Source organism: Azoarcus sp. KH32C, assembly GCF_000349945.1.
In the GTDB taxonomy this organism is placed as follows: Bacteria; Pseudomonadota; Gammaproteobacteria; order Burkholderiales; family Rhodocyclaceae; genus Aromatoleum.
This window is the reverse complement of record NC_020516.1, coordinates 4,515,496-4,533,411: the sequence shown is the minus strand read 5'-3', so window position 1 is coordinate 4,533,411 and position 17,916 is coordinate 4,515,496. Positions and strand designations below refer to the sequence as shown.

The following is a 17,916-nucleotide window of genomic DNA, read 5'->3' as shown; positions in this document are numbered from 1 at the left end:
CCGGCGAACGACGGAGAACATCATGAGCGAAGCGAGCGCGCCGGCGCGCAAACCGGCCAAGGGCAAGTACGAGCTGGACGAGCGCCTGAAGGCCTACCAGGGCGTCTGGGTGTTCGTCGAGCACGAGCAGGGCGAAGTCCATCCGGTGTCGTGGGAGCTGCTCGGCGAAGGCCGCAAACTTGCTGACAACCTCGGCGTCGAGCTGTTCGGGGTGGTGCTCGGCGCCCCCGGACTGCGGACGCGGCGCTTCTGCGACGAGGCCTTCTTCCACGGTGCCGACGCCTGTTACCTGATCGAGGACCCGGTCCTCGCCAACTACCGCAACGAACCCTTCACCAAGGGGCTCACCGAGCTGGTGAATACCTACCAGCCCGAGATCCTGTTGTTGGGCGCGACGACCCAGGGCCGCGACCTCGCCGGCAGCGTCGCGACGACCTTGCAGACCGGCCTCACCGCCGACTGCACGGAGCTGCGCATCGACCCGGACAACCGCAGCCTCGCCGCGTCGCGCCCGACCTTCGGCGGCAGCCTGCTGTGCACGATCCTGACGCTGAACTACCGGCCGCAGATGGCGACCGTGCGCCCGCGCGTGATGGCGATGCCGGACCGCGACGCCTCGCGCCGCGGCCGCATCATCGAGCATCCGCTGCACCTGATCGAGACCGACATCGTCACCAAGGTGCTCGACTACATCCCCGACGCGCGCCAGGACAAGCCGCAGCTGCCCTTTGCCGACGTCATCGTCGCCGGGGGCCGCGGCATGAAGAAGCCCGAGAACTTCCAGCTGATCTGGGATCTCGCCGCGGTGCTCGGCGGCGAAGTCGGCGCGTCGCGCCCGGTCGTGCAGGCCGGCTGGGTCGAGCTCGACCGCCAGGTCGGCCAGTCCGGCAAGACCGTGCGGCCCAAGCTCTACATCGCCGCCGGCATCTCCGGCGCCGTGCAACACCGCGTCGGCATGGAAGGCTCGGACGTGATCATCGCGATCAACTCCGACCCCAACGCGCCGATCTTCGACTTCGCCACCTACGGCATCGTCGGCAACGCCATGACCATCCTGCCGGCGCTGACCGAAGTCTTCAGGCAGGAACTCGCCTTGGCGAAGATCGCCGTTTGAGGAGCAGATCATGGCTGAAAAATTCGATGCAATCGTCGTCGGCGCCGGCCCCTCCGGCAACGCCGCGGCCTACACGCTGGCGAAGTCCGGGCTCAAGGTGCTGCAGATTGAGCGCGGCGAATACCCCGGCTCGAAGAACGTGCAGGGCGCGATCCTCTACGCCGACGCACTGGAACGGATCATCCCGGACTTCCGCGACGACGCGCCGCTCGAGCGCCACATCATCGAGCAGCGCATGTGGGTGCTCGACGATGACTCCTTCGTCGGCACGCACTACCGCTCCAATGCGTTCAACAAGCCGCCGTACAACCGCTACACGATCATCCGCGCGCAGTTCGACAAGTGGTTCTCGGGCAAGGTGCAGCAGGCGGGCGCTCTGCTGATCTGCGAGACGACCGTCACGGATCTCTTGATGGACGGCCAGCGCGTCGTCGGCGTGCGCACCGACCGCGAAGGCGGCTCGATCTACGCCGACGTCGTGATCCTCGCCGACGGCGTCAATTCCGTGCTCGCGCGCAAGGCCGGTTTCCGCCCCGAGCTCGACCCCGGCGACGTCGCGCTCGCGGTGAAGGAGATCCACTTCATGCCCGAGGAGGTCGTCGAAAGCCGCTTCAACATCTCCGACGGCGCAGGCGTCGTGATCGAGATGTTCGGCAAGATCACCAAAGGGATGATGGGCACCGGCTTCCTCTACACCAACAAGGACTCGATCACCGTCGGCGTCGGCTGCATGCTGTCCGACTTCAAGGCGCAGCAGTGCTCGCCCTACCGCCTCCTTGAAGAGATGAAGGCCCACCCGTCGATCCAGCCGTTGCTCGAAGGCGGCGAGATGAAGGAATACTGCGCCCACCTGATCCCCGAAGGCGGCTACAAGGCCATGCCCAAGCTCTATGGCGAAGGCTGGATGATCGTCGGCGACTCGGGGATGTTCGTGAACGCCGTGCATCGCGAAGGCTCCAATCTCGCGATGACGACCGGCCGGATCGCCGCCGAAACCGCGATCGAGATCCTCGGCGAAGGCAAGGCCTGCAGCGCGACCAATCTCTCCCGCTACCGCGCCAAGCTCGACGACAGCTTCGTCATGAAGGACCTCAAGAAGTACAGCGAGATGCCCGGCATCTTCCACCGCAATCCGCAGTTCTTCACCGACTACCCGGAACTCCTCAATCGCGCGGCGCACACCATGCTCAAGGTCGACGGCATCGACAAGAAGACCAAGGAGCGCGAGATCCGCAAGACATTCACCCGCAAGCGTTCGCTCTTCGGCCTGATGGGCGACGCCTTCAAGCTCTGGAGGGCCTTCGAATGAGTGCCGCCATCAAGATCGAGGAAAAACTGTTCCAGAACCGCTATCGCGTCGACGCGGGCCGCCCCCACATCGCGATCAAGGATCCGGACGTCTGCGCCCACCAGTGCAAGAGCCAGCAATGCACCGTGTGTTGCCCGGCGGGCTGCTACACGGCCGAAGGCAACGGGCAGATCGCGCTGATCACCGACGGCTGCCTCGAATGCGGCACCTGCCGCGTGATCTGCACCGACCATCGCAACGTCGCGTGGGAATACCCGCGCGGCGGCTACGGCATCCTCTTCAAGTTCGGCTAGGAGTCATCGACATGCCCAGACCGCAAAGACACGTCTTCGTCTGTTCCCAGAACCGTCCAGCCGGCCACCCGCGTGGCGCCTGTGCCCACAAGGGGGCCAACGACGTGCTGCAGACCTTCTGGCAGGAGCTGCAGAAGCGCAACCTCTACAGCACCGTCGCCGTCACCTACAGCGGCTGCCTCGGCCCCTGCGACCAGGGCACCAACGTGCTTCTATCCGGAGGGCGTGCTGTACCGCGGCGTGCAGAAGGAGGACGTCGCCGAGATCTTCAACGAGCACCTCGTCGAAGGCCGGCCGGTCGAACGCCTGCTCGCGCCCGAGGCGATATGGTGAGCGCGACCGGACTCGGCGCCTCGCGACGCCCAAGAGGCCGTTCGTGACGCCGCTTCCCGCGGCCTAACGCGTACCCGATTCCGTGCCGCCGCCCTGTCGCGCGCCGCGCAGACTATCCGGAATGCCCGTGGCCGTGCTTCCGGTGCGGCTTGGCTGCGGGTTCTTGCGGTGCCTCCGGGGGGTAGCGAATGATCGTGACGGCTTCGTCCGGCTCGAACCAGAACTCGCCTTGGGCGGCATCGAGGCGGCCCACGATCAGCACGATCAATCCGTCCACCAGCTTGACGCCGGTGACGGTTTCCCATGCAAACGTCGGGTGGACGTTGGTTCCGGGACCGTCATAGATATGGTCGCCGACCTGCACATCGGCTGCGCGTATGGTGATCCTGTTCGTCATGCCCCTCTCCTTGCGGAAATCCCGCAGGCCGGTCCCTCACGTCATGGATCATGATGCACCCTTGCGGCGATGCCCGCCACGGTAATGGAGGCTACACTACCCGGTCGCTGCCTTTTGCAGCGACGCGGCTCAACAGACTGGATCGACCATGAACAACGAGAAAATCAAGGTACGCGTCGTCAGCAGCGGCCAGGAAATACAGGTCGTCGTCTTGAACAAGAGCCTGGACAGGATCGAAGTCGTGCTGGGTGAGGGCGTCCACAGCGTGCGTTGCACCTTGTCGCCGACGCGTAACGGCGCCGCGTATGTCGGGAGTGCCATGGGCCGCGAGATCACGTACGAACGCACCCGCGACCAAGTGAAGGCCGACCTCGCGCGCATCGCCGGCTTCCGCGAATTCAGGCGGTGAAGTGGAAGCGTCCGGGCTGTCTGTCGCCGGGCGCGCGCTATTTCAAGACCGTCCGACTCCCCAGCACGACAATCAGCGCGATCGTCAGCATGAACGACAGCGCCTGCCAGAAGATCAGCGGATTGCGTTCGATCAGCGGCGGTGGGCCCTTGCCGAGAAGCGCCGCGTTCGGCTGCCGCAAGTCGTGGACGAACTCCGAGAGCTCTTCATGGCGCTTGTACGGATTCGTATGGACGGCTTTCGCGAGGGCGGCATCGATCCAGGCGGGAATTTCGCGGGTGTCGTCGAGCACGGAGGCATACTTCAGCTTCCGCTGGGCCGCCTTGGTCCGCGACTTCGCCACCTCGGCGCCATAGGGAAGCCGCCGTCCCGACAGCATCTGGTAGGTGATCACGCCGAGCGAGAAGAGATCCGAGCGCGGCGAGCCCGCTTCGCCGAGGAAGTACTCGGGCGCGGTGTATTGGGCGGTGCCGAGGATGTGGGGCTGCAGATTTGCCGAGTCCGCCTCGGCCAGGCCGGAAACGCGCGTCGCGCCGAAATCGATGATCTTCACCGTGCCGGTGGCGTCGATCATGATGTTGTTCGGCCGTAGATCCTGGTGGAGCATCTCCATGCGGTGGAAGGCGCGCAGACCCTTGGCGATCTGCTCGACGATGCCGCGCACCGTTTCGAGCTCCGGCGCGGGGTGGTCCGTCATCCACTGCGCGAGCGTCTGACCCTCGATGTATTCGGTGACGACATAGAGGTAATTGCGCTTGCGCGTCGGCGCGCAGGATTTCAGCACGTGCGCGCTGTCGATGCGCCGCGCGATCCATTCCTCCAGCATGAAGCGTTCGAGATAGGCCGGGTCGCCGCGCAGGTCGATCGACGGGATCTTCAGGCTCACCAGCTTGCCGGTGTCCAAGTCCTCGGCGAGATAGATGTGGCTGCGGCTGCTGCTGTGGATTTCGCGCACGATCCGGTAACCGTCGAAGTCCATCCGCGCCGCGAGGATCGGAGGCGGCGGCAGCTCGGCGAGCTGTCGATACAGTTTGTCCGCCGTCTGCTCGGGCAGGGCCTCGACGCGCACGATCTGGACGCTCAGGTTGTCGGTGCTGCCTAGCGCGTAGGCTTCGTGCACGATGCGTCGGGCCGCCTTGTCGAGATCGTCGGAGAAGTTCCTTACGGCATCGATGACGAAGCTCGGCGCCACGTGTTCGTACACGCCGTCGGTCGCCAGCACGAAGACCTCGCCCGGCTCGATGTCCAGCGTCCGATAGTCGATCTCGACCTGGGCGCCGATGCCGAGTGCGCGGCTCAGATAGCTCTGGTCTTCGGCCACGACCAGCCGGTGGTCCTCGGTCAGCTGTTCGAGCCGGCCATTGCGCAGCCGATAAATGCGGCTGTCGCCCACGTGGAAGAGATGCGCGGTCGCGGACTTGATGACCAGTGCGCTCAGCGTGCAGACGTAGCCGCGGTCCTGGTCGTAGCGGTACTGGCTCTGGCGCGTCTGCGAATACAGCCAGGAATTTGTCGCGGACAGCACGCGCTGCGCGGAGGTCTTCACCGACCACGCTTCGGACGTGCAGTAGTAGTCCTCGAGGAAGCTCTTGATCGCCGATTCGCTCGCGACGTGGCCGACGGCGCTGCTGCTGATGCCGTCGGCAATCGCGATCGCGATGCCCTTCGAACTCAGCTGCGGTTCGGCAGGGACGCACAGGCCGTGGAAATCCTGGTTGATTTCCTTGCGGCCCTTGTCGGAGAACTGGCCGGCGGCGATCGCGAGCGTGCTGGACATCGCAGATGGCAAGAGGGGCCGCCCCACAAGGAGCGCGGCCCTCCCGATGCCTGAGACTTAGCGGGCGACGACGCGCTTGGGCGCGGTGCGGACGTGGGTCGAGTACAGCGTCAGGCCGACGAAGGTGATGCCGCCGAGCAGGTTGCCGAGCACGGTCGGGATCTCGTTCCAGACCATATAGTCGTAGATCGAGAAATTGCCGCCCAGCATCAGGCCCGACGGGAACAGGAACATGTTCACGATCGAATGCTCGAAGCCCATGTAGAAGAACAGCATGATCGGCATCCACATCGCGATCACCTTGCCCGACACGCTGGTCGACATCATCGCGCCGACGACGCCCGTCGACACCATCCAGTTGCACAGCAGGCCGCGGATGAAGAGGGTCAGCATGCCCGCCGCGCCGTGCGCGGCATAGCCGACCGTCCGGCTTTCGCCGATGGTGCCGATCTTCTGGCCGACGATGTTGGGCGCCTCGGTGAAGCCGAAGGTGAAGATGACCGCCATCATCAGTGCCACCGTCAGCGCGCCGGCGAAGTTGCCGACGAAGACCAGCGCCCAGTTGCGCAGCACGCCGGCCGGCGTCACACCGGGACGCTTGTCGATCAGCGCCAGCGGCGCCAGCGTGAATACGCCGGTCAGCAGGTCGAAGCCCAGCAGATAAAGAATGCAGAAGCCGACCGGAAAGAGCGTGGCCCCGAGGAGCGGCTGTCCGGTCTGCACGTTGATCGTGATCGCGAACGCGGCGGCGATCGCCAGGATCGCGCCCGCCATGAAGGCGCGAACGATGGTGTCCCGCGTGGACATGAAGATCTTGGATTCCCCGGCATCCACCATCTTGGTGACGAACTCTGCTGGCGCGATGTAAGACATGACGTTTCCTTGGGTCTTGAGTGAATCGTGCAGACGAAAAAAAACGCCCATTCCCGTCCCTCGCATGGAGAGCTGGAATGGACGCCGTTGTCCTTTGTAAGCGTGGTTGCGGCATCTCGCTCGCCGCAACTGCATCAAGCCGCCGTTGGCCCGATCTGATCGCTTCAAAGCACGTCACGTGCCAAAGACAGCATCGCCTTTAATAGCGCCAGGTGGCGCCTTCTTCGGGCGGATTTTCGGAAGCTTCGCCCCGGCTTGGGGCGTCGGCGGGCGCGGCCGCCTGATTTTGGTGCAAGCAGCCGCGTCCCGTGGCCAGTCTCAATGGGCCGGGTATTTGTCCGGGTCCGCCAACGTCTCGACGATCTTGTTGAGCGCCACCGGCGTCAGCTTTTCGTCATAGATGCCGGCGCCGACCTGGATGCCCGCCGAGAAAGCCATGTCGGCCGTCACCGCGTAGCTCAGCTTGCGTGAGGCTCCGCCCGCGCCCGGCTTGGGCCATGCGTACTCCACCCAGCCGCCGCGGGGCTGCGCGGCGGCCTTGCACAGCTCGGCGAAGATGTAGCGCCCGTTGTTGTCCGTGACCTGCAGGATCGGACGACCGACGAGATCGGGGCGCAGCGGGTGTGCCACCATCCGGTCGAGCCGGCAATCGAACACGAACACATAACTGTCCTTCCAGACCCAGGGCCCGTCCTTGCTATTGAAGGCGGCGATTCCCGACACGCCCTTGGTCTGGAGGAATTTCGCCGCCGCCCAGACCTTCGTCACCGCATCCTCCGGCGTCGCCGAGTCTTCGGCGACCGGCGCGGCGAGGGCAGCCCCCGCGAGCATGAAAAGCGAGCACAGCAGCGCTTGAATCCGAACCCGGGTCATCTGCGTCCCCTCAGGCCGTACGCTCGCCGACCTTCAGCACCGAGACGACGCCGCGTTCGGACGTCTGCCGCGGTCCCTTGATCCAGGGCTGGCCCACCGGCAGCACATCGCGTCCGAAGAGGTCGAGGAAGATCAGGTGAGCCATGATGTACCAAGCCATCGCCGCGGTCGCCATCAGCTCGTAGCCCGCCACGACCGTCAGCTCCGGATAGCCGAAATGGGCCAGGTCGAGCATGACGAAGCCGCCCAGCAGCATCGTGAAGGTGATCGCCAGCGCACTGTGGATGCGCATCGACCCGACCCACAGGATCGCGGTGAACGCGGTCCAGGCGACGAGGAACCAGCCGATGTCGGTCTTGCTCGAGACGTAGATGTTGAACTGGTTGCCGATCAGCATCAGGGCCAGCGCGATCCAGAAGCAACCGTAGGCCGTGAAGGCGCAGTAGCCGAAGTTGTTGCCGGTTTTCATCTCCTGCAGGCCGGCGATCATCTGCGCCAGACCGCCGAAGATCAGTCCCACCCAGATCACGGGTCCGATCCCCATCCAGCCGACATTATGGAATTGCAGGATCATCGTCGTCAGACCGAAGCCCGCAAGGCCGACGACGGCCGGATTGCCTAGTTTCTGTTCAGCCATACTCGCCACTCCCTCTCCCGTTAGAAATTCTTGGCCGCCGCCCTCTGGTGCGCTTCCGGCTTCCGCTCCGTTGCCCGAGCGGGACAAGGGGAAGCATGGCGCGGTTATTCGGCTGCCTGCATGATATGCAAAACGCAATGCCAATATGATAATTGAATTGTCATCAAGTGAAAGTGGATATTTCATCGTGGCAGGGCAGGCCTGACAAACTGTGTGTATGCTAGGCGGATGGCCAAGGTTTCCGTCCCGGTTCGTCAACGTGCATTTATGGCGCTGCTCGCGCTGGCCTCGGGCTGCGCGACACAGCCACATGTACCGCCGGGACATCCCCCGATGGACAAGGCGCCGCGCGGGGCGTCGCGGCACGTTGGCACTGTGTCGGCGTGGCCGCTGGCCGTGCTCGGATCCGTTGACGGCGCGCGGGTCGGGCTGCCGGTAGGCAGCGGTGTGCGCTGGCTCGATGCGGCAGCGCTGCGGGCGGCTTGGGAGGCCGCGCAACGCGTCGAAGCGGTGACGCCCGGTGCGCGACCGCAGTACCTGCTGATCGACGATCCGACGGCCAATGCCTTCGCGGTGCGCAGCGCGCAGGGCGAGACCATCGGCATCCACACGGGGATGGTCGAACTCCTCGGCCCGGACGAGCCCGCGTGGGCGGCGCTGATCGGCCATGAGCTCGCGCACCTGAACCTGAGGCATTCCGAACAGCGGCGCTCGCGCCAGAACGAAACCGGCGGCATCGTGGCGGTGGCGAGCATTCTGCTGACCGCGGTGGCCTTCCCGCTGACGCCCCTGTTTGCCGAGTTCGCGACCAGCTTTACCGAGAAGGGCTACAGCCGGGATGACGAACGCGCCGCCGACGAGGCCGGCATCGCATCGATGCGTCGCGCGGGCTACGACCCCGAGGGAGCAGTGCGGTTTTTCGAGAAGCTCGGGGGCAGCGCCCAGTCGCCACGCTTCGCCTTCCTCAGCACGCACCCGGACAGCGCAGAGCGGGTCGCTGCAGCACGCGCACTCGCCGATCGGTGAGCGCCTTACAAATTCGAACACAGCCCGGTGTGCCGGATTTTCCGCACGAACGTTATTGGCTCATGGGGCATACCGCTCCATGAGTCTTCCGTCAGGAGCGAAAAATGAACAGGTTCTGGATTCCGGCGCTGGTCGTTTCGGCTGTGTTCAGTGCGAATGCATTCGCGTACCGCGACTGCGATGATGACGTCCGCTACGAGCGCCATTACCGTCGGGACAGGCCCGCAGTCGTGTATGAGGAGCCTGCGGTGATTTATCGCGAAGCGCCCCGCGTCGTGTATCGCGAGCGCATCGAGTATCGCGACCGGCCCGTGTACTACGAGCAGGCGCCGGTGCGTTACTACCAGCAACCCGAGGTGCGCTATTACGAGCAGCCGCGTCCTTATTCCGGCTATTACGAGCGCCCGGCCTCATATCAGCGCTACGACGGAAACCGCGCTGTCGGACAGGCCGTCGGCGCCATTGCCGGCGGTGTGATCGGAAATCAGTTCGGCCGGGGCGGCGGGCGAGTCGCGGCCACTGCCGTCGGAGCCGTGGTCGGGAGTATTGTGGGCGGGCGCATCGCAGACCCCTACGAACCGTAAGCCGTGAGGCGGACGCGAGCGGCGTCCGCGGATTGCCGGCGGAAGGCGCAATGCGTTCCGCCGGCACCTCTTGATCGGCAACGTCGTCGCGGAATGATGACGATAAAAGCGGTGAATGCCAAAAGGTACGAGCAGGAATCGTAGTCTTCGCCTTCTTTCCCCACTTTCGGTAATGCGTCTATAAAGAAGACAGTGGACAAAGAATTCGTCCGCGCGCTTTCCACTTGAGCATCGTCCTCGAAAGGAGCTCGGGCCATGTATTACCAGACCTACGATCCGCTGGGAAACGTGTTCCTCTCGACGCTCGCCGCGGCGATTCCGATCGGCGTCCTGCTGTACTTCATTGCCCTGCATCCGCACCGCGACGCCCAGGGCGTCCGACATCTGGGCATCAGCGCGCCCTACGCGGCGATGTTCGGCGTGGTCGCCGCCTTCCTCGTGTCCTGCCTGGCGTTCCGCATGCCGGTGGCGGCGGCGGTGTCGGCCTTCGCGCTGGGCTCGCTGTCCGGATTCCTGGGCATCATCTGGATCGTGCTGGGGGCGATGTTCCTGTACACAATGACGGTGACCACCGGCAAGTTCGAGGTCGTCAAGGAATCCATCATCCACATCTCCTTCGACCGGCGGCTGCAATGCGTGCTGATCGCGTTTTCCTTCGGCGCCATCATCGAGGGGACGTCCGGCTTCGGCACACCGGTGGCGATCGCCGGCGCCGTGATGGTGGGGCTGGGGTTCAAGCCTTTCCAATCCGCGGTGCTCAACCTGCTGGCGAACACCGCACCGGTGGCATGGGGGGCGATCGGTACGCCGATCGTGACGCTCGCAGCGGTCAGCGGCCTGGATCAGCTGACCTTGTCGACGATGGCGGGCCGCCAGTTGCCGTGGGTGTCCGTGCTCGTGCCCTTCTGGCTGGTCGCCGTATTCGTGAAGATGGAGGGCGGCAGTTGGAAGGAGGTCTTCGAGGTGTGGCCGGCGACGCTGTGTGCGGGCGTGTCGTTTGCCGTGATGCAGTACTTCGCGTCGAGCACGAACGAATTCCACCTGATGACGGACGTGGTGTCGGGCGTCTTCTCCGTCATCGTCACTGCGCTCTTCCTGCGCTTCGTGTGGCACCCGAAGACGCGCTTCCTGTTGCGCTCGGAGCGCGAGGCGCTCGCGCGCGAGGGCAAGGCGGCGGCGGTGACGACGGACGTCAGCAGCTGGAAGTATCCCTACACGGTCGGGGAAACGGTCTATGCGTGGTTGCCGTGGGCCATCCTCATTCTGTGCTGTGCCATCTGGGGCATGCCGGAATGGAAAAAATACCTGAACACGCTGTTCGCCGGTGTCGCGTTCAAGACGACGCTGCTCGGTTCGCCCTTCACCGGCACGCTGTCGCTGCCGGTGTGGGACATGCCCGCGCTCCATAACCTCGTGCAGCGCATGCCGCCCGTGGTGCTGGAAGGGGCGAAGCCCGAGGCGGCGCGCTTCACGATCAATTGGTTGTCTGCCGCCGGTACCGGTGTCTTCACCGCCGCGCTGCTCTCCGGCCTGGTCCTGCGGCTGAGTGCGTCGCAGTGGGGCGAGGCGGTTGTGCTGACCGGTCGTCGCATGAAGACGCCCGTGGTCGTCATCGCCCTGGTGCTCGGCCTCGGCTTCCTGACTCGCTATTCCGGCACCGATGCGGTCCTCGGCCTCGCCTTCACCGGCGCGGGGCCGCTCTATCCCTTCTTCGCGGCCTATCTCGGCTGGCTCGGTGTCTTCCTCACCGGCTCGGATACCGCATCGAACGCGCTGTTCGGCAGCCTGCAGCGCATCACTGCGCAGCAGCTCGGTCTGAACGAGGTCCTGATCGTTGCGAGCAACTCGACCGGCGGCGTGATGGGCAAGATGATCGATGCGCAATCGATCATGGTCGCCTGCGCCGCCTGTTATGAGGACCCGAAAGAGCGCAGCCACGCCCTCGGCCCGATCTTCCGCACGGTGTTCTGGCACTCGCTTGCCGGGGCTGCGGTGATCGGGGTGATCGTGATGTTGCAGGCCTACGTGTTCCCAGGAGTGATTCCGGCCTTGCCGCCGAAATAGCTTCCATCGGCCGGCGCGGGAGCGTCGTTTGCTGGAGTCTTGTCTCAGCATTGGCCCGCGGGCCGGGAGACAAGGCATGGACGACTACGTACATCACGTTTCGGGATTCTTCGTGCATCGCAACGAGGCCGACCAGGCATACCGGGAACTCGTCGCGCGCGGGCTGCCGCGGGAACGCCTGCAGCTGCTGGCCGGCGAGTCGCTGGAAACGACAAAACCGGCGGAGGCCGAGAGCCGCAGCGTGCTGAAGGACGTGCTGGTCGATGGCGCGATCGGCACTGTGGTCGGCACCGGACTCGGTGCCGTGGGGCAACTCGCGCTGGTCGCCGCGAACGTGAGCCTCTTCGTCGCGAGCCCGCTGCTCGCGCCGCTCGCGATGCTTGGATGGGGCGCGGCGCTCGGCGGCATTGTCGGCGCCGCGGCGGGGGCGGAAAAGGTCGGTGGCAAGTTCTCGGATCTCGTGCACGACGCGGTTTCAAGCGGGCAGTCGGTGCTGATCGCCGAGACGCGCAGCGAGCAGGAGACGGACCTCGCGCGCGAGGTTATCCAGGCGGCGGTCGGGGAATACAAGGACAGCGCAGCCACCTGACCGCGCGTCCCGCCGCGCCGCCGGGCAAATCCCTCATGTGCAACCTCTGATCTTCGGTGAGGTCGACCCCGATGAGGCATCGTGCCTGAGCGTCGAAGGAGGTCATCATGTCCAACGCACGCCTTGCAACGGTATTGGCAGCGGGGGTGGGAATGATTTTTCTCGGCCCGCTCGCCGTCACGGAAGCGCTTGGGAATGAAGGGGCCAAGGATTTCATCACCGTCCGCCTCGACTCCACGCGTTACAACGCCGGGAGAACCGGCAACGCCGTCGTCTATCCCGTCGGTGACAAGACAGGGATTACGATCACCGCCAGCGGCGTGCCGAGCTACGCGTCACGACCGATACACCTCTATTCGTATCTGTTCGAAGGATCGTGTGCGAATCGAGCGCCGGGCCCGACCTACACTTTGACGGACCACACGCTGGCCGAGTCGATCGTTCGCCCGACCGCCGTGGGGGCATTCAGGGGGCCGGTTCGTATCTCCCACAGCGTCGCACTGCCCTTTGAAAGGCTAAGGGCGACGTCATTCGCCATCAGTGTCAGGGTGGCTCCGGCGGACGGAAACTACGAGATATTCTGCGGCAGCAGCCCGAGCTGAGGACCATCCCAGTCCGGTGTCCCGCACTCCCCCAAAGACGTGGGCGTAGCCCCCGCCGAATCGCCTTGCATGCTCAACCGGCGGACTGTTGGGCTTGTGTCACTCCGGCCCGAAACACGCTTGGTAATCCGAACACTCCGCACAGCTCGGCGACTTGCACACGAAGATCTCCTCCTGTTCGCAGAGCTGCTTGTACAGAAACTTCTTCCACTTCATGTCGCCCGTGTTGCGGCGGGCCAGGGTTGTGAAGTGTGTGCCCATCAGTTCCGACAGCGCGCGTCGGTGGGGTAGACCGAGGTCTTGCCACAGGTGGTTGGCGCCCATGCAGGCGGTGGCGAGGGCGTGGGCGAGGGAGTGGGAGGTGGCGTCGGGGTGGGTGCGGTGTTCGAGGAGCAGGGTGACGAGGTCGTGGAATTCGTCGATGCCGGCGTCTTCGGCGGGAGTTGAGAGCAGGGCGGCGTGGTGGGCGTGGGTGAGGCGGGGGAAGAGGTCGGCGAGGAGGGCCGAGAGGGATTGGGGGGCGAGGCCGGCGATGGGGACGTGGTAGGGGGCTGGGCGCTGGGGCGCGTTTGTGATGACGCCGGCGAGGGTGAGGGTGATGACGTCGTTGGGGTTGCGGGCCGCGGCGATGAGGTCGGGGTAGGTCGGGGAGGAGCCGGCCGTGGCCCGGCGTAGCCGGGCGACCGCAGCGAGGGCGCCGTTGGGGGGGCGGGCTGCGGCCGTCATGATGCCCACGTGCTTAGGCCGCCTGCGCGGCGCTGTGGGTGTAGCACTTCTTCGGGCAGATCTTCATGCAGGCCTCGCAGCCGACGCAGTTCTCGGGGTTGGCGATCGTCATGACCTTCTTTTCGTATTCGTCGTCGTCCTCATCGTCGCCGACCGCGATGCGCTCGCCTTCGTCGTTGAGGCCGACGAGCTGCAGCACGTCGCGGCCGCAGACCTTGAAGCAGCGTCCGCAGCCGATGCACTTTTCCTCGTTGATGGATTCCGCGAACTTCGGCGTCCAGGCGCGGCCGCTGGGCAGGGTGATGGTGAAATCGGCCATGACCTCAGCCTCCCAGTTCGGCGATGCGGGCGCGCATCGCGGCGAGTTCGTCGAAGGCTTGGTAGGCCTTGGCGGCGACTTCGGGGATCTTCTCCCAGCCGATCGGCAGCTCCTCGGAGAGGTCGTGCAGCTCCATCTTGAGGTTCATCGCGCGGGCCGAGAGTTTCTTGACCTGGGCCTTCAGGTCGTCGAGCGTGTCCATGTCATCCTCCTGGGTCAGCCGTAGTTCGCGACTTCGGGGAATTTGGCGATCATCTCGCAGCCGGCCTCGACCCATTTCGTGCCTTCGGCGGCGAGCTTTTCCATCGACTCGAAGCCGAAGCGGTGGATGTCGCGCAGGTAGCGATTGATGACGATGAGGCGGCCGGCGGCGAGGTAGAGCTGGCCGAAGCCTTCGTGGCTCATCTTCATCATCGGCTTGACCATGATTCCGGTGCGCCGCTCGATCGCGAGGCCGACGGCGTTGTAGAAGAGCTCGAGCCGCCACAGCGTCTCGGGGTCGGGGTCGCCGATGATCGGGATCTCGCGACGCTGCTCCTTGGTGACGATGTAGGGCGCGAGCAGCGACTCGTTGCGCTTGCCGTCCCAGGTGCCGTGGGTGTCCTGGGCGCGCCACTGCTTGACGAGCTCGACGATGAACTCGTTCGTCATCGGGTCGGCGGCGACCGCCGTTGCTTCTGCTGTCTCAGCCATGTTCCACCTCGTCTTCGAAATCGAAATCGCGTTCCTGTCCCTTCATCAGCGCCTTGCGCAGCCACGGCGGCGGGGTGCCGGCGAGCGTGGCCTGCAGCTTGTCGAGGATGTCGAGGATGGGCTCGGGCTGCGGCACCTTGACCGGGTGGATCTTGTTCGCGACGACGCGCGCGGCGCCCGAGCCGCCGATCGCGGCGACGTAGAGGATCGCGCAGTCGTGGATCGCTTCGAGCTTGGGCGCGAGCTTGTCCTCGTTGCCGTCTTCCTGCAGGTCGCCGTCGAAGACGAAGGTCTCGACGAAGTCGTAGCCGTCGGGGCGGACGTCATAGATGGCGATGTTCTTGGCCCAGCCGAAGTGGGCGTCGACCCTTTGCAGGTCCTGGGTCGTGAAGGCGACTTTCATGGTCAGCTCCTTTCTCGTGCGGGTTCAGGCGGCGAGGGTGGTGGGCGGCGCGGGCCGGGCTTGTTCGACGGCGCGCAGCGTCTCTTCGGGTAGCGCCCATTGCGTGGGGGCGACCTCGTGGTGTTCGTGCTCGGCGAGGAACATGTTCCCGAGCGTGAAGATCAGCGCCTTCGTGCCGCGGTAGCCGACCGAGAGCACGTCGCCCGCGCCGAGGCGGTCGAAGAGCGGCAGGCCGGCGCGGTGGAAGGGGATGGCGAGGCGCGCGGCGGCCTGGCGGCCGTGGGAGTGCGTGATCAGCAGGTCGCAGCCGCGGGCGCCGGTCTCCAGGTCTTCGAGGTCGCCGATGAGCACTTCGTTGGCGGGCAGGCGTTCGAGGAGCGGCGAGGCGGTGGTCGTGACCGCGGCGTGCAGCGTCGCGCCCATCTCGGTGACGAGGCTGCCGAGCGTCCACAGTAGGTCGGGCTCGGCGCCGATCGCGATCTTCTTGCCGCCGAAGAAGAAGTGGCCGTCGAGCATCGCGTCCTGCAGCTGGCTGCGCTGGCGGCGCCATTTTTCGGGCACCGGCGTGCCGGAGATCTCGGCGAGGTGGGCGATGAACTGGTCCATCGCGTCGAGGCCGGTGAGGCGGTCGAAGACGCGGTAGGGGACGCCGGCGCGGGCTTCGAGCGCGGCGGCGGCTGGGCGCATCTGTTCGCCGATCGCGATCGTCGCGAGCGAGGCGCCCAGCCGCCGCGTGTCGGCCTGCGTCGTGCCGCCGATCGTCGTCGGGCTGAAGGCGTCGGCGATGTGGCCGTCGAGAGAGCCGGAGACGTCGGGCAGGAAGATCGGCGCGAGGTCGAAGGATTCGACGATCTCGCGCACTTCCTCGATGTCGCGCGGGGTGAGGTGGCAGCCGGGGAGGACGGCGACTTGGCGCGAGCGTACGGGGCGGATCTGGATCGGCTCGACGAGCGTCTCGATGATTGCCGTTGTCGCTTTCGCCCAGCCGTCCTGGAAGGCGCCCAGATAGTCCGGCGTCGAGACGTAGACGATCGCGGTGTCGGCGATCTCCGGGTGGCGCTGGCGGATGAGTTTGAGGAAGCCGTCGACGTCGTCGCCCTTGGTCTCGGTGAGGCCGGTCGAGCAGATCGCGATGAGGTCGGGTTTGGCGCGCGAGCGGATGTTGAGGATGGCTTTCTCGATGTTCTCCATCCCGCCCATGATCGTCGTCGCTTCGTTCATCGCGGTGGTCTGCAGCGGGATCGCTTCGCGGAAGTGGCGCACGAGCACCACCAGCCCGAAGGAGGTACAGCCCTGCGAGCCGTGCATGACCGGCATGCAGCGGTTCATGCCGAGGAAGGCGTAGCTCGCGCCGAGCGGCTGGCTCATCTTGAGCGGATTGACGGCGCAGGCCTTCTTGGGGATCGTGACCTTAGCCATGGGCCACCTCCGCTACGGGGGCATCCCAGGGGGCTTCCTTGCGGACCTGCTCCCACACCGGGTTGTAAAGCGTCTTGTCGATCTCCTCGACGAGCTTGACCATGCCTTCGTAGCCCGCGTAGGCGTGGTGGCGTTCCTGGTTGATGTCGAGCCAGGGCATCTTGGCCTTCAGCGCGACGAACTGCGAACGGCCGCCCGAGAGCATGATGTCGGCGCGCGCTTCCTTGAGCATCGCGTACATCTCGCGCGGGCTCATGTCGTCGATCATGTGCGCTCGGTCGTGATCACTGAGACCCATGATCTCCTTGATCTTTTCCTTGTCTTCCTTCGTCGATTTCTTGACGCTGGTGCCGACGATCTCGATGCGGACTTCCTGCAGCGCGGCGACAACCGACCAGGACTTCACGCCGCCGGTGATCAGCAATACGCGCTTGCCCGCGAGGCGCTGCTTGTAGGGTTCGAGCCGCGCCCAGGCGCGTGCTTCCTCGGCGGCGATCAGCGCCTCGGTGCGCGCCATCAGCTCGTCCGGCGCGCCCTTCTGGATCAACAGGCGCGCGATCTCGCGCAGCGAATCGGATATGTCGCCGATGCCGTAGAAGGAGCCTTCGAAGAAGGGGATGTCGTAGCGCTCCTCCATCTTGCGCGCGACGTTGATCATCGCCTTCGAGCACACCATCATCGCCGCGCGGGCGCGGTGGGAGTACGCGACTTCCTTGTAGCGCGCGTCGCCGCTGATGCAGGACAGCACGCGCACGCCCATCGCATCGAGCAGCGGCTTTACCTGCCACAGCTCGCCCGAGAGGTTGTACTCGCCGATGATGTTGATGTCGTAAGGCGTGGTGAATTCCGGTTCCTCGGTGCCGATCACGTAGTCCAGCAGCGCTTCGGCGCCGAGCTTGTTGCCGAGGTTCTTGACGCCGGCGAAGCCGGGCGAATTGACCGGGATCACTGGCTTGCCGAACTTCGCGGTCGCGGCCTTGCACACGGCCTCGATGTCGTCGCCGATCAGCGCGGTGACGCAGGTCTGGTAGACGAAGACCGCGGGCGGATCGACCTTGTCGATGATCTCCTTGATCGCCTTGTAGAGCCGCTTCTCGCCGCCGTAGATGACGTCCATCTCGTTCACGTCGGTCGTGAAGCCGGTGCGGTAGGTGAGCGGGCCCGAGGACAGCGCGTGGCGGTTGTCCCAGGAGTTGCCTTCGCAGGCGATCGGGCCGTGCACTAGGTGGGCGACGTCGACGATCGGCTGCAGCGCGATCTTCGCGCCGTCGAAGGCACAGCCGCCGGCCGCGGCGCCGGGCGCGAGCTGCTTGGTACAGCCCTTCTTGCGTTCCTTCTCCGACTTGCCCTGGTTCTTGTCGCAACCGGGTTCGTCGAAAACAGCCTGGATCTTCTGGTTGAGCAGGGCGCTCATCTCGTGCCTCCGTACGCTGCGTTTGCCGTGCGATGCGTGCTGCCTGTTCAGAAGGCGCCGGG

21 protein-coding genes and 1 pseudogene are annotated in these 17,916 nt (G+C 65.3%); 9 read left to right on the top strand and 13 right to left on the bottom strand.

The window, feature by feature from the left end; all coding sequences use genetic code 11:
* Positions 1 to 22: 22 nt before the first annotated feature.
* Genes AZKH_RS20340 through AZKH_RS20330 form a run of 3 tightly spaced genes read left to right on the top strand, consistent with a single transcriptional unit; the run spans position 23 to position 2,716 of the window.
* Positions 23 to 1,114, top strand: a complete 1,092-nt coding sequence (locus AZKH_RS20340) for an electron transfer flavoprotein subunit alpha/FixB family protein (protein ID WP_015437681.1) — start codon at positions 23 to 25, stop codon at positions 1,112 to 1,114.
* A gap of 10 nt (positions 1,115 to 1,124) precedes the next feature.
* Positions 1,125 to 2,423 carry an FAD-dependent oxidoreductase gene (locus tag AZKH_RS20335; RefSeq protein WP_015437680.1) on the top strand — a complete coding sequence of 433 codons (1,299 nt, stop codon included), beginning with the start codon at positions 1,125 to 1,127 and terminating at the stop codon, positions 2,421 to 2,423.
* Positions 2,420 to 2,716 carry a ferredoxin family protein gene (locus AZKH_RS20330; protein WP_015437679.1) on the top strand — a complete coding sequence of 99 codons (297 nt, stop codon included), beginning with the start codon at positions 2,420 to 2,422 and terminating at the stop codon, positions 2,714 to 2,716. The genes AZKH_RS20335 and AZKH_RS20330 overlap by 4 nt, the downstream gene beginning before the upstream one ends.
* A 445-nt stretch (positions 2,717 to 3,161) precedes the next feature.
* Here the strand turns inward: AZKH_RS20330 and AZKH_RS20320 are convergent, their stop codons facing one another.
* On the bottom strand, positions 3,162 to 3,446 hold the full coding sequence (locus tag AZKH_RS20320) for a hypothetical protein (RefSeq protein ID WP_015437678.1): 285 nt from the start codon (positions 3,444 to 3,446) through the stop codon (positions 3,162 to 3,164).
* A gap of 148 nt (positions 3,447 to 3,594) precedes the next feature.
* Between AZKH_RS20320 and AZKH_RS20315 the strand changes: the two genes are divergently transcribed.
* A complete protein-coding gene (locus AZKH_RS20315) occupies positions 3,595 to 3,855 on the top strand; it encodes a hypothetical protein (protein ID WP_015437677.1) in 261 nt (86 codons plus the stop codon).
* A 37-nt stretch (positions 3,856 to 3,892) separates the two neighbouring features.
* On the opposite strand, the gene AZKH_RS20310 is transcribed toward AZKH_RS20315, so the two are convergent.
* The 4 genes from AZKH_RS20310 to AZKH_RS20295 form a co-directional block, all read right to left on the bottom strand.
* On the bottom strand, positions 3,893 to 5,632 hold the full coding sequence (locus AZKH_RS20310; protein WP_015437676.1) for a bifunctional protein-serine/threonine kinase/phosphatase: 1,740 nt from the start codon (positions 5,630 to 5,632) through the stop codon (positions 3,893 to 3,895).
* A 57-nt stretch (positions 5,633 to 5,689) separates the two neighbouring features.
* Entirely contained in the window at positions 5,690 to 6,505 is an 816-nt protein-coding gene (locus tag AZKH_RS20305) for a formate/nitrite transporter family protein (RefSeq protein WP_041656445.1), read from the bottom strand.
* A 318-nt stretch (positions 6,506 to 6,823) separates the two neighbouring features.
* Complete coding sequence (locus AZKH_RS20300) at positions 6,824 to 7,378, bottom strand: cache domain-containing protein (protein ID WP_015437674.1); 555 nt, start codon at positions 7,376 to 7,378, stop codon at positions 6,824 to 6,826.
* A 10-nt stretch (positions 7,379 to 7,388) separates the two neighbouring features.
* Positions 7,389 to 8,015, bottom strand: a complete 627-nt coding sequence (locus AZKH_RS20295; protein WP_015437673.1) for an acetate uptake transporter family protein — start codon at positions 8,013 to 8,015, stop codon at positions 7,389 to 7,391.
* A gap of 396 nt (positions 8,016 to 8,411) precedes the next feature.
* On the opposite strand from AZKH_RS20295, the gene AZKH_RS20290 reads away from it, so the two are divergent.
* The 5 genes from AZKH_RS20290 (at position 8,412) to AZKH_RS20270 (ending at position 12,880) form a co-directional block, all read left to right on the top strand.
* Positions 8,412 to 9,041 carry a M48 family metallopeptidase gene (locus AZKH_RS20290; protein ID WP_231874433.1) on the top strand — a complete coding sequence of 210 codons (630 nt, stop codon included), beginning with the start codon at positions 8,412 to 8,414 and terminating at the stop codon, positions 9,039 to 9,041.
* Positions 9,042 to 9,145: 104 nt separating this feature from the next.
* Positions 9,146 to 9,625, top strand: a complete 480-nt coding sequence (locus AZKH_RS20285; protein WP_015437671.1) for a glycine zipper 2TM domain-containing protein — start codon at positions 9,146 to 9,148, stop codon at positions 9,623 to 9,625.
* A gap of 255 nt (positions 9,626 to 9,880) precedes the next feature.
* The gene (locus tag AZKH_RS20280; protein WP_015437670.1) at positions 9,881 to 11,689 is read left to right on the top strand and encodes an L-lactate permease; all 1,809 of its coding nucleotides are present in this window, start codon (positions 9,881 to 9,883) and stop codon (positions 11,687 to 11,689) included.
* A gap of 76 nt (positions 11,690 to 11,765) precedes the next feature.
* Positions 11,766 to 12,278: a hypothetical protein gene (locus AZKH_RS20275; RefSeq protein WP_015437669.1), complete on the top strand. Its 513-nt coding sequence runs from the start codon at positions 11,766 to 11,768 to the stop codon at positions 12,276 to 12,278.
* A gap of 107 nt (positions 12,279 to 12,385) precedes the next feature.
* Positions 12,386 to 12,880 (top strand): hypothetical protein, encoded by a 495-nt coding sequence (locus AZKH_RS20270; RefSeq protein ID WP_015437668.1) that lies wholly within the window; start codon positions 12,386 to 12,388, stop codon positions 12,878 to 12,880.
* Here the strand turns inward: AZKH_RS20270 and AZKH_RS28045 are convergent.
* From AZKH_RS28045 to nifE, 8 genes and pseudogenes are all read right to left on the bottom strand, one after another.
* Positions 12,847 to 13,029: pseudogene (locus tag AZKH_RS28045) on the bottom strand (hypothetical protein); the annotation flags it as partial. The gene AZKH_RS20270 and the pseudogene AZKH_RS28045 sit on opposite strands and share 34 nt — an antisense overlap.
* Complete coding sequence (locus AZKH_RS20265; RefSeq protein WP_156822137.1) at positions 12,980 to 13,606, bottom strand: nitrogen fixation protein NifQ; 627 nt, start codon at positions 13,604 to 13,606, stop codon at positions 12,980 to 12,982. The pseudogene AZKH_RS28045 and the gene AZKH_RS20265, both read right to left, overlap by 50 nt.
* A 13-nt stretch (positions 13,607 to 13,619) precedes the next feature.
* On the bottom strand, positions 13,620 to 13,925 hold the full coding sequence (gene fdxB, locus AZKH_RS20260) for a ferredoxin III, nif-specific (protein ID WP_015437666.1): 306 nt from the start codon (positions 13,923 to 13,925) through the stop codon (positions 13,620 to 13,622).
* Positions 13,926 to 13,929: 4 nt separating this feature from the next.
* Positions 13,930 to 14,127 carry a CCE_0567 family metalloprotein gene (locus tag AZKH_RS20255; protein ID WP_015437665.1) on the bottom strand — a complete coding sequence of 66 codons (198 nt, stop codon included), beginning with the start codon at positions 14,125 to 14,127 and terminating at the stop codon, positions 13,930 to 13,932.
* A 14-nt stretch (positions 14,128 to 14,141) separates the two neighbouring features.
* On the bottom strand, positions 14,142 to 14,618 hold the full coding sequence (locus tag AZKH_RS20250) for a NifX-associated nitrogen fixation protein (RefSeq protein WP_015437664.1): 477 nt from the start codon (positions 14,616 to 14,618) through the stop codon (positions 14,142 to 14,144).
* Complete coding sequence (gene nifX / locus AZKH_RS20245) at positions 14,611 to 15,021, bottom strand: nitrogen fixation protein NifX (protein ID WP_015437663.1); 411 nt, start codon at positions 15,019 to 15,021, stop codon at positions 14,611 to 14,613. The genes AZKH_RS20250 and nifX overlap by 8 nt, the downstream gene beginning before the upstream one ends.
* 24 nt (positions 15,022 to 15,045) lie before the next feature.
* Positions 15,046 to 16,440: a nitrogenase iron-molybdenum cofactor biosynthesis protein NifN gene (gene nifN, locus AZKH_RS20240; RefSeq protein ID WP_015437662.1), complete on the bottom strand. Its 1,395-nt coding sequence runs from the start codon at positions 16,438 to 16,440 to the stop codon at positions 15,046 to 15,048.
* Positions 16,433 to 17,854, bottom strand: a complete 1,422-nt coding sequence (nifE, locus tag AZKH_RS20235; protein ID WP_015437661.1) for a nitrogenase iron-molybdenum cofactor biosynthesis protein NifE — start codon at positions 17,852 to 17,854, stop codon at positions 16,433 to 16,435. The genes nifN and nifE overlap by 8 nt, the downstream gene beginning before the upstream one ends.
* Between the last annotated feature and the right edge of the window lie 62 nt (positions 17,855 to 17,916).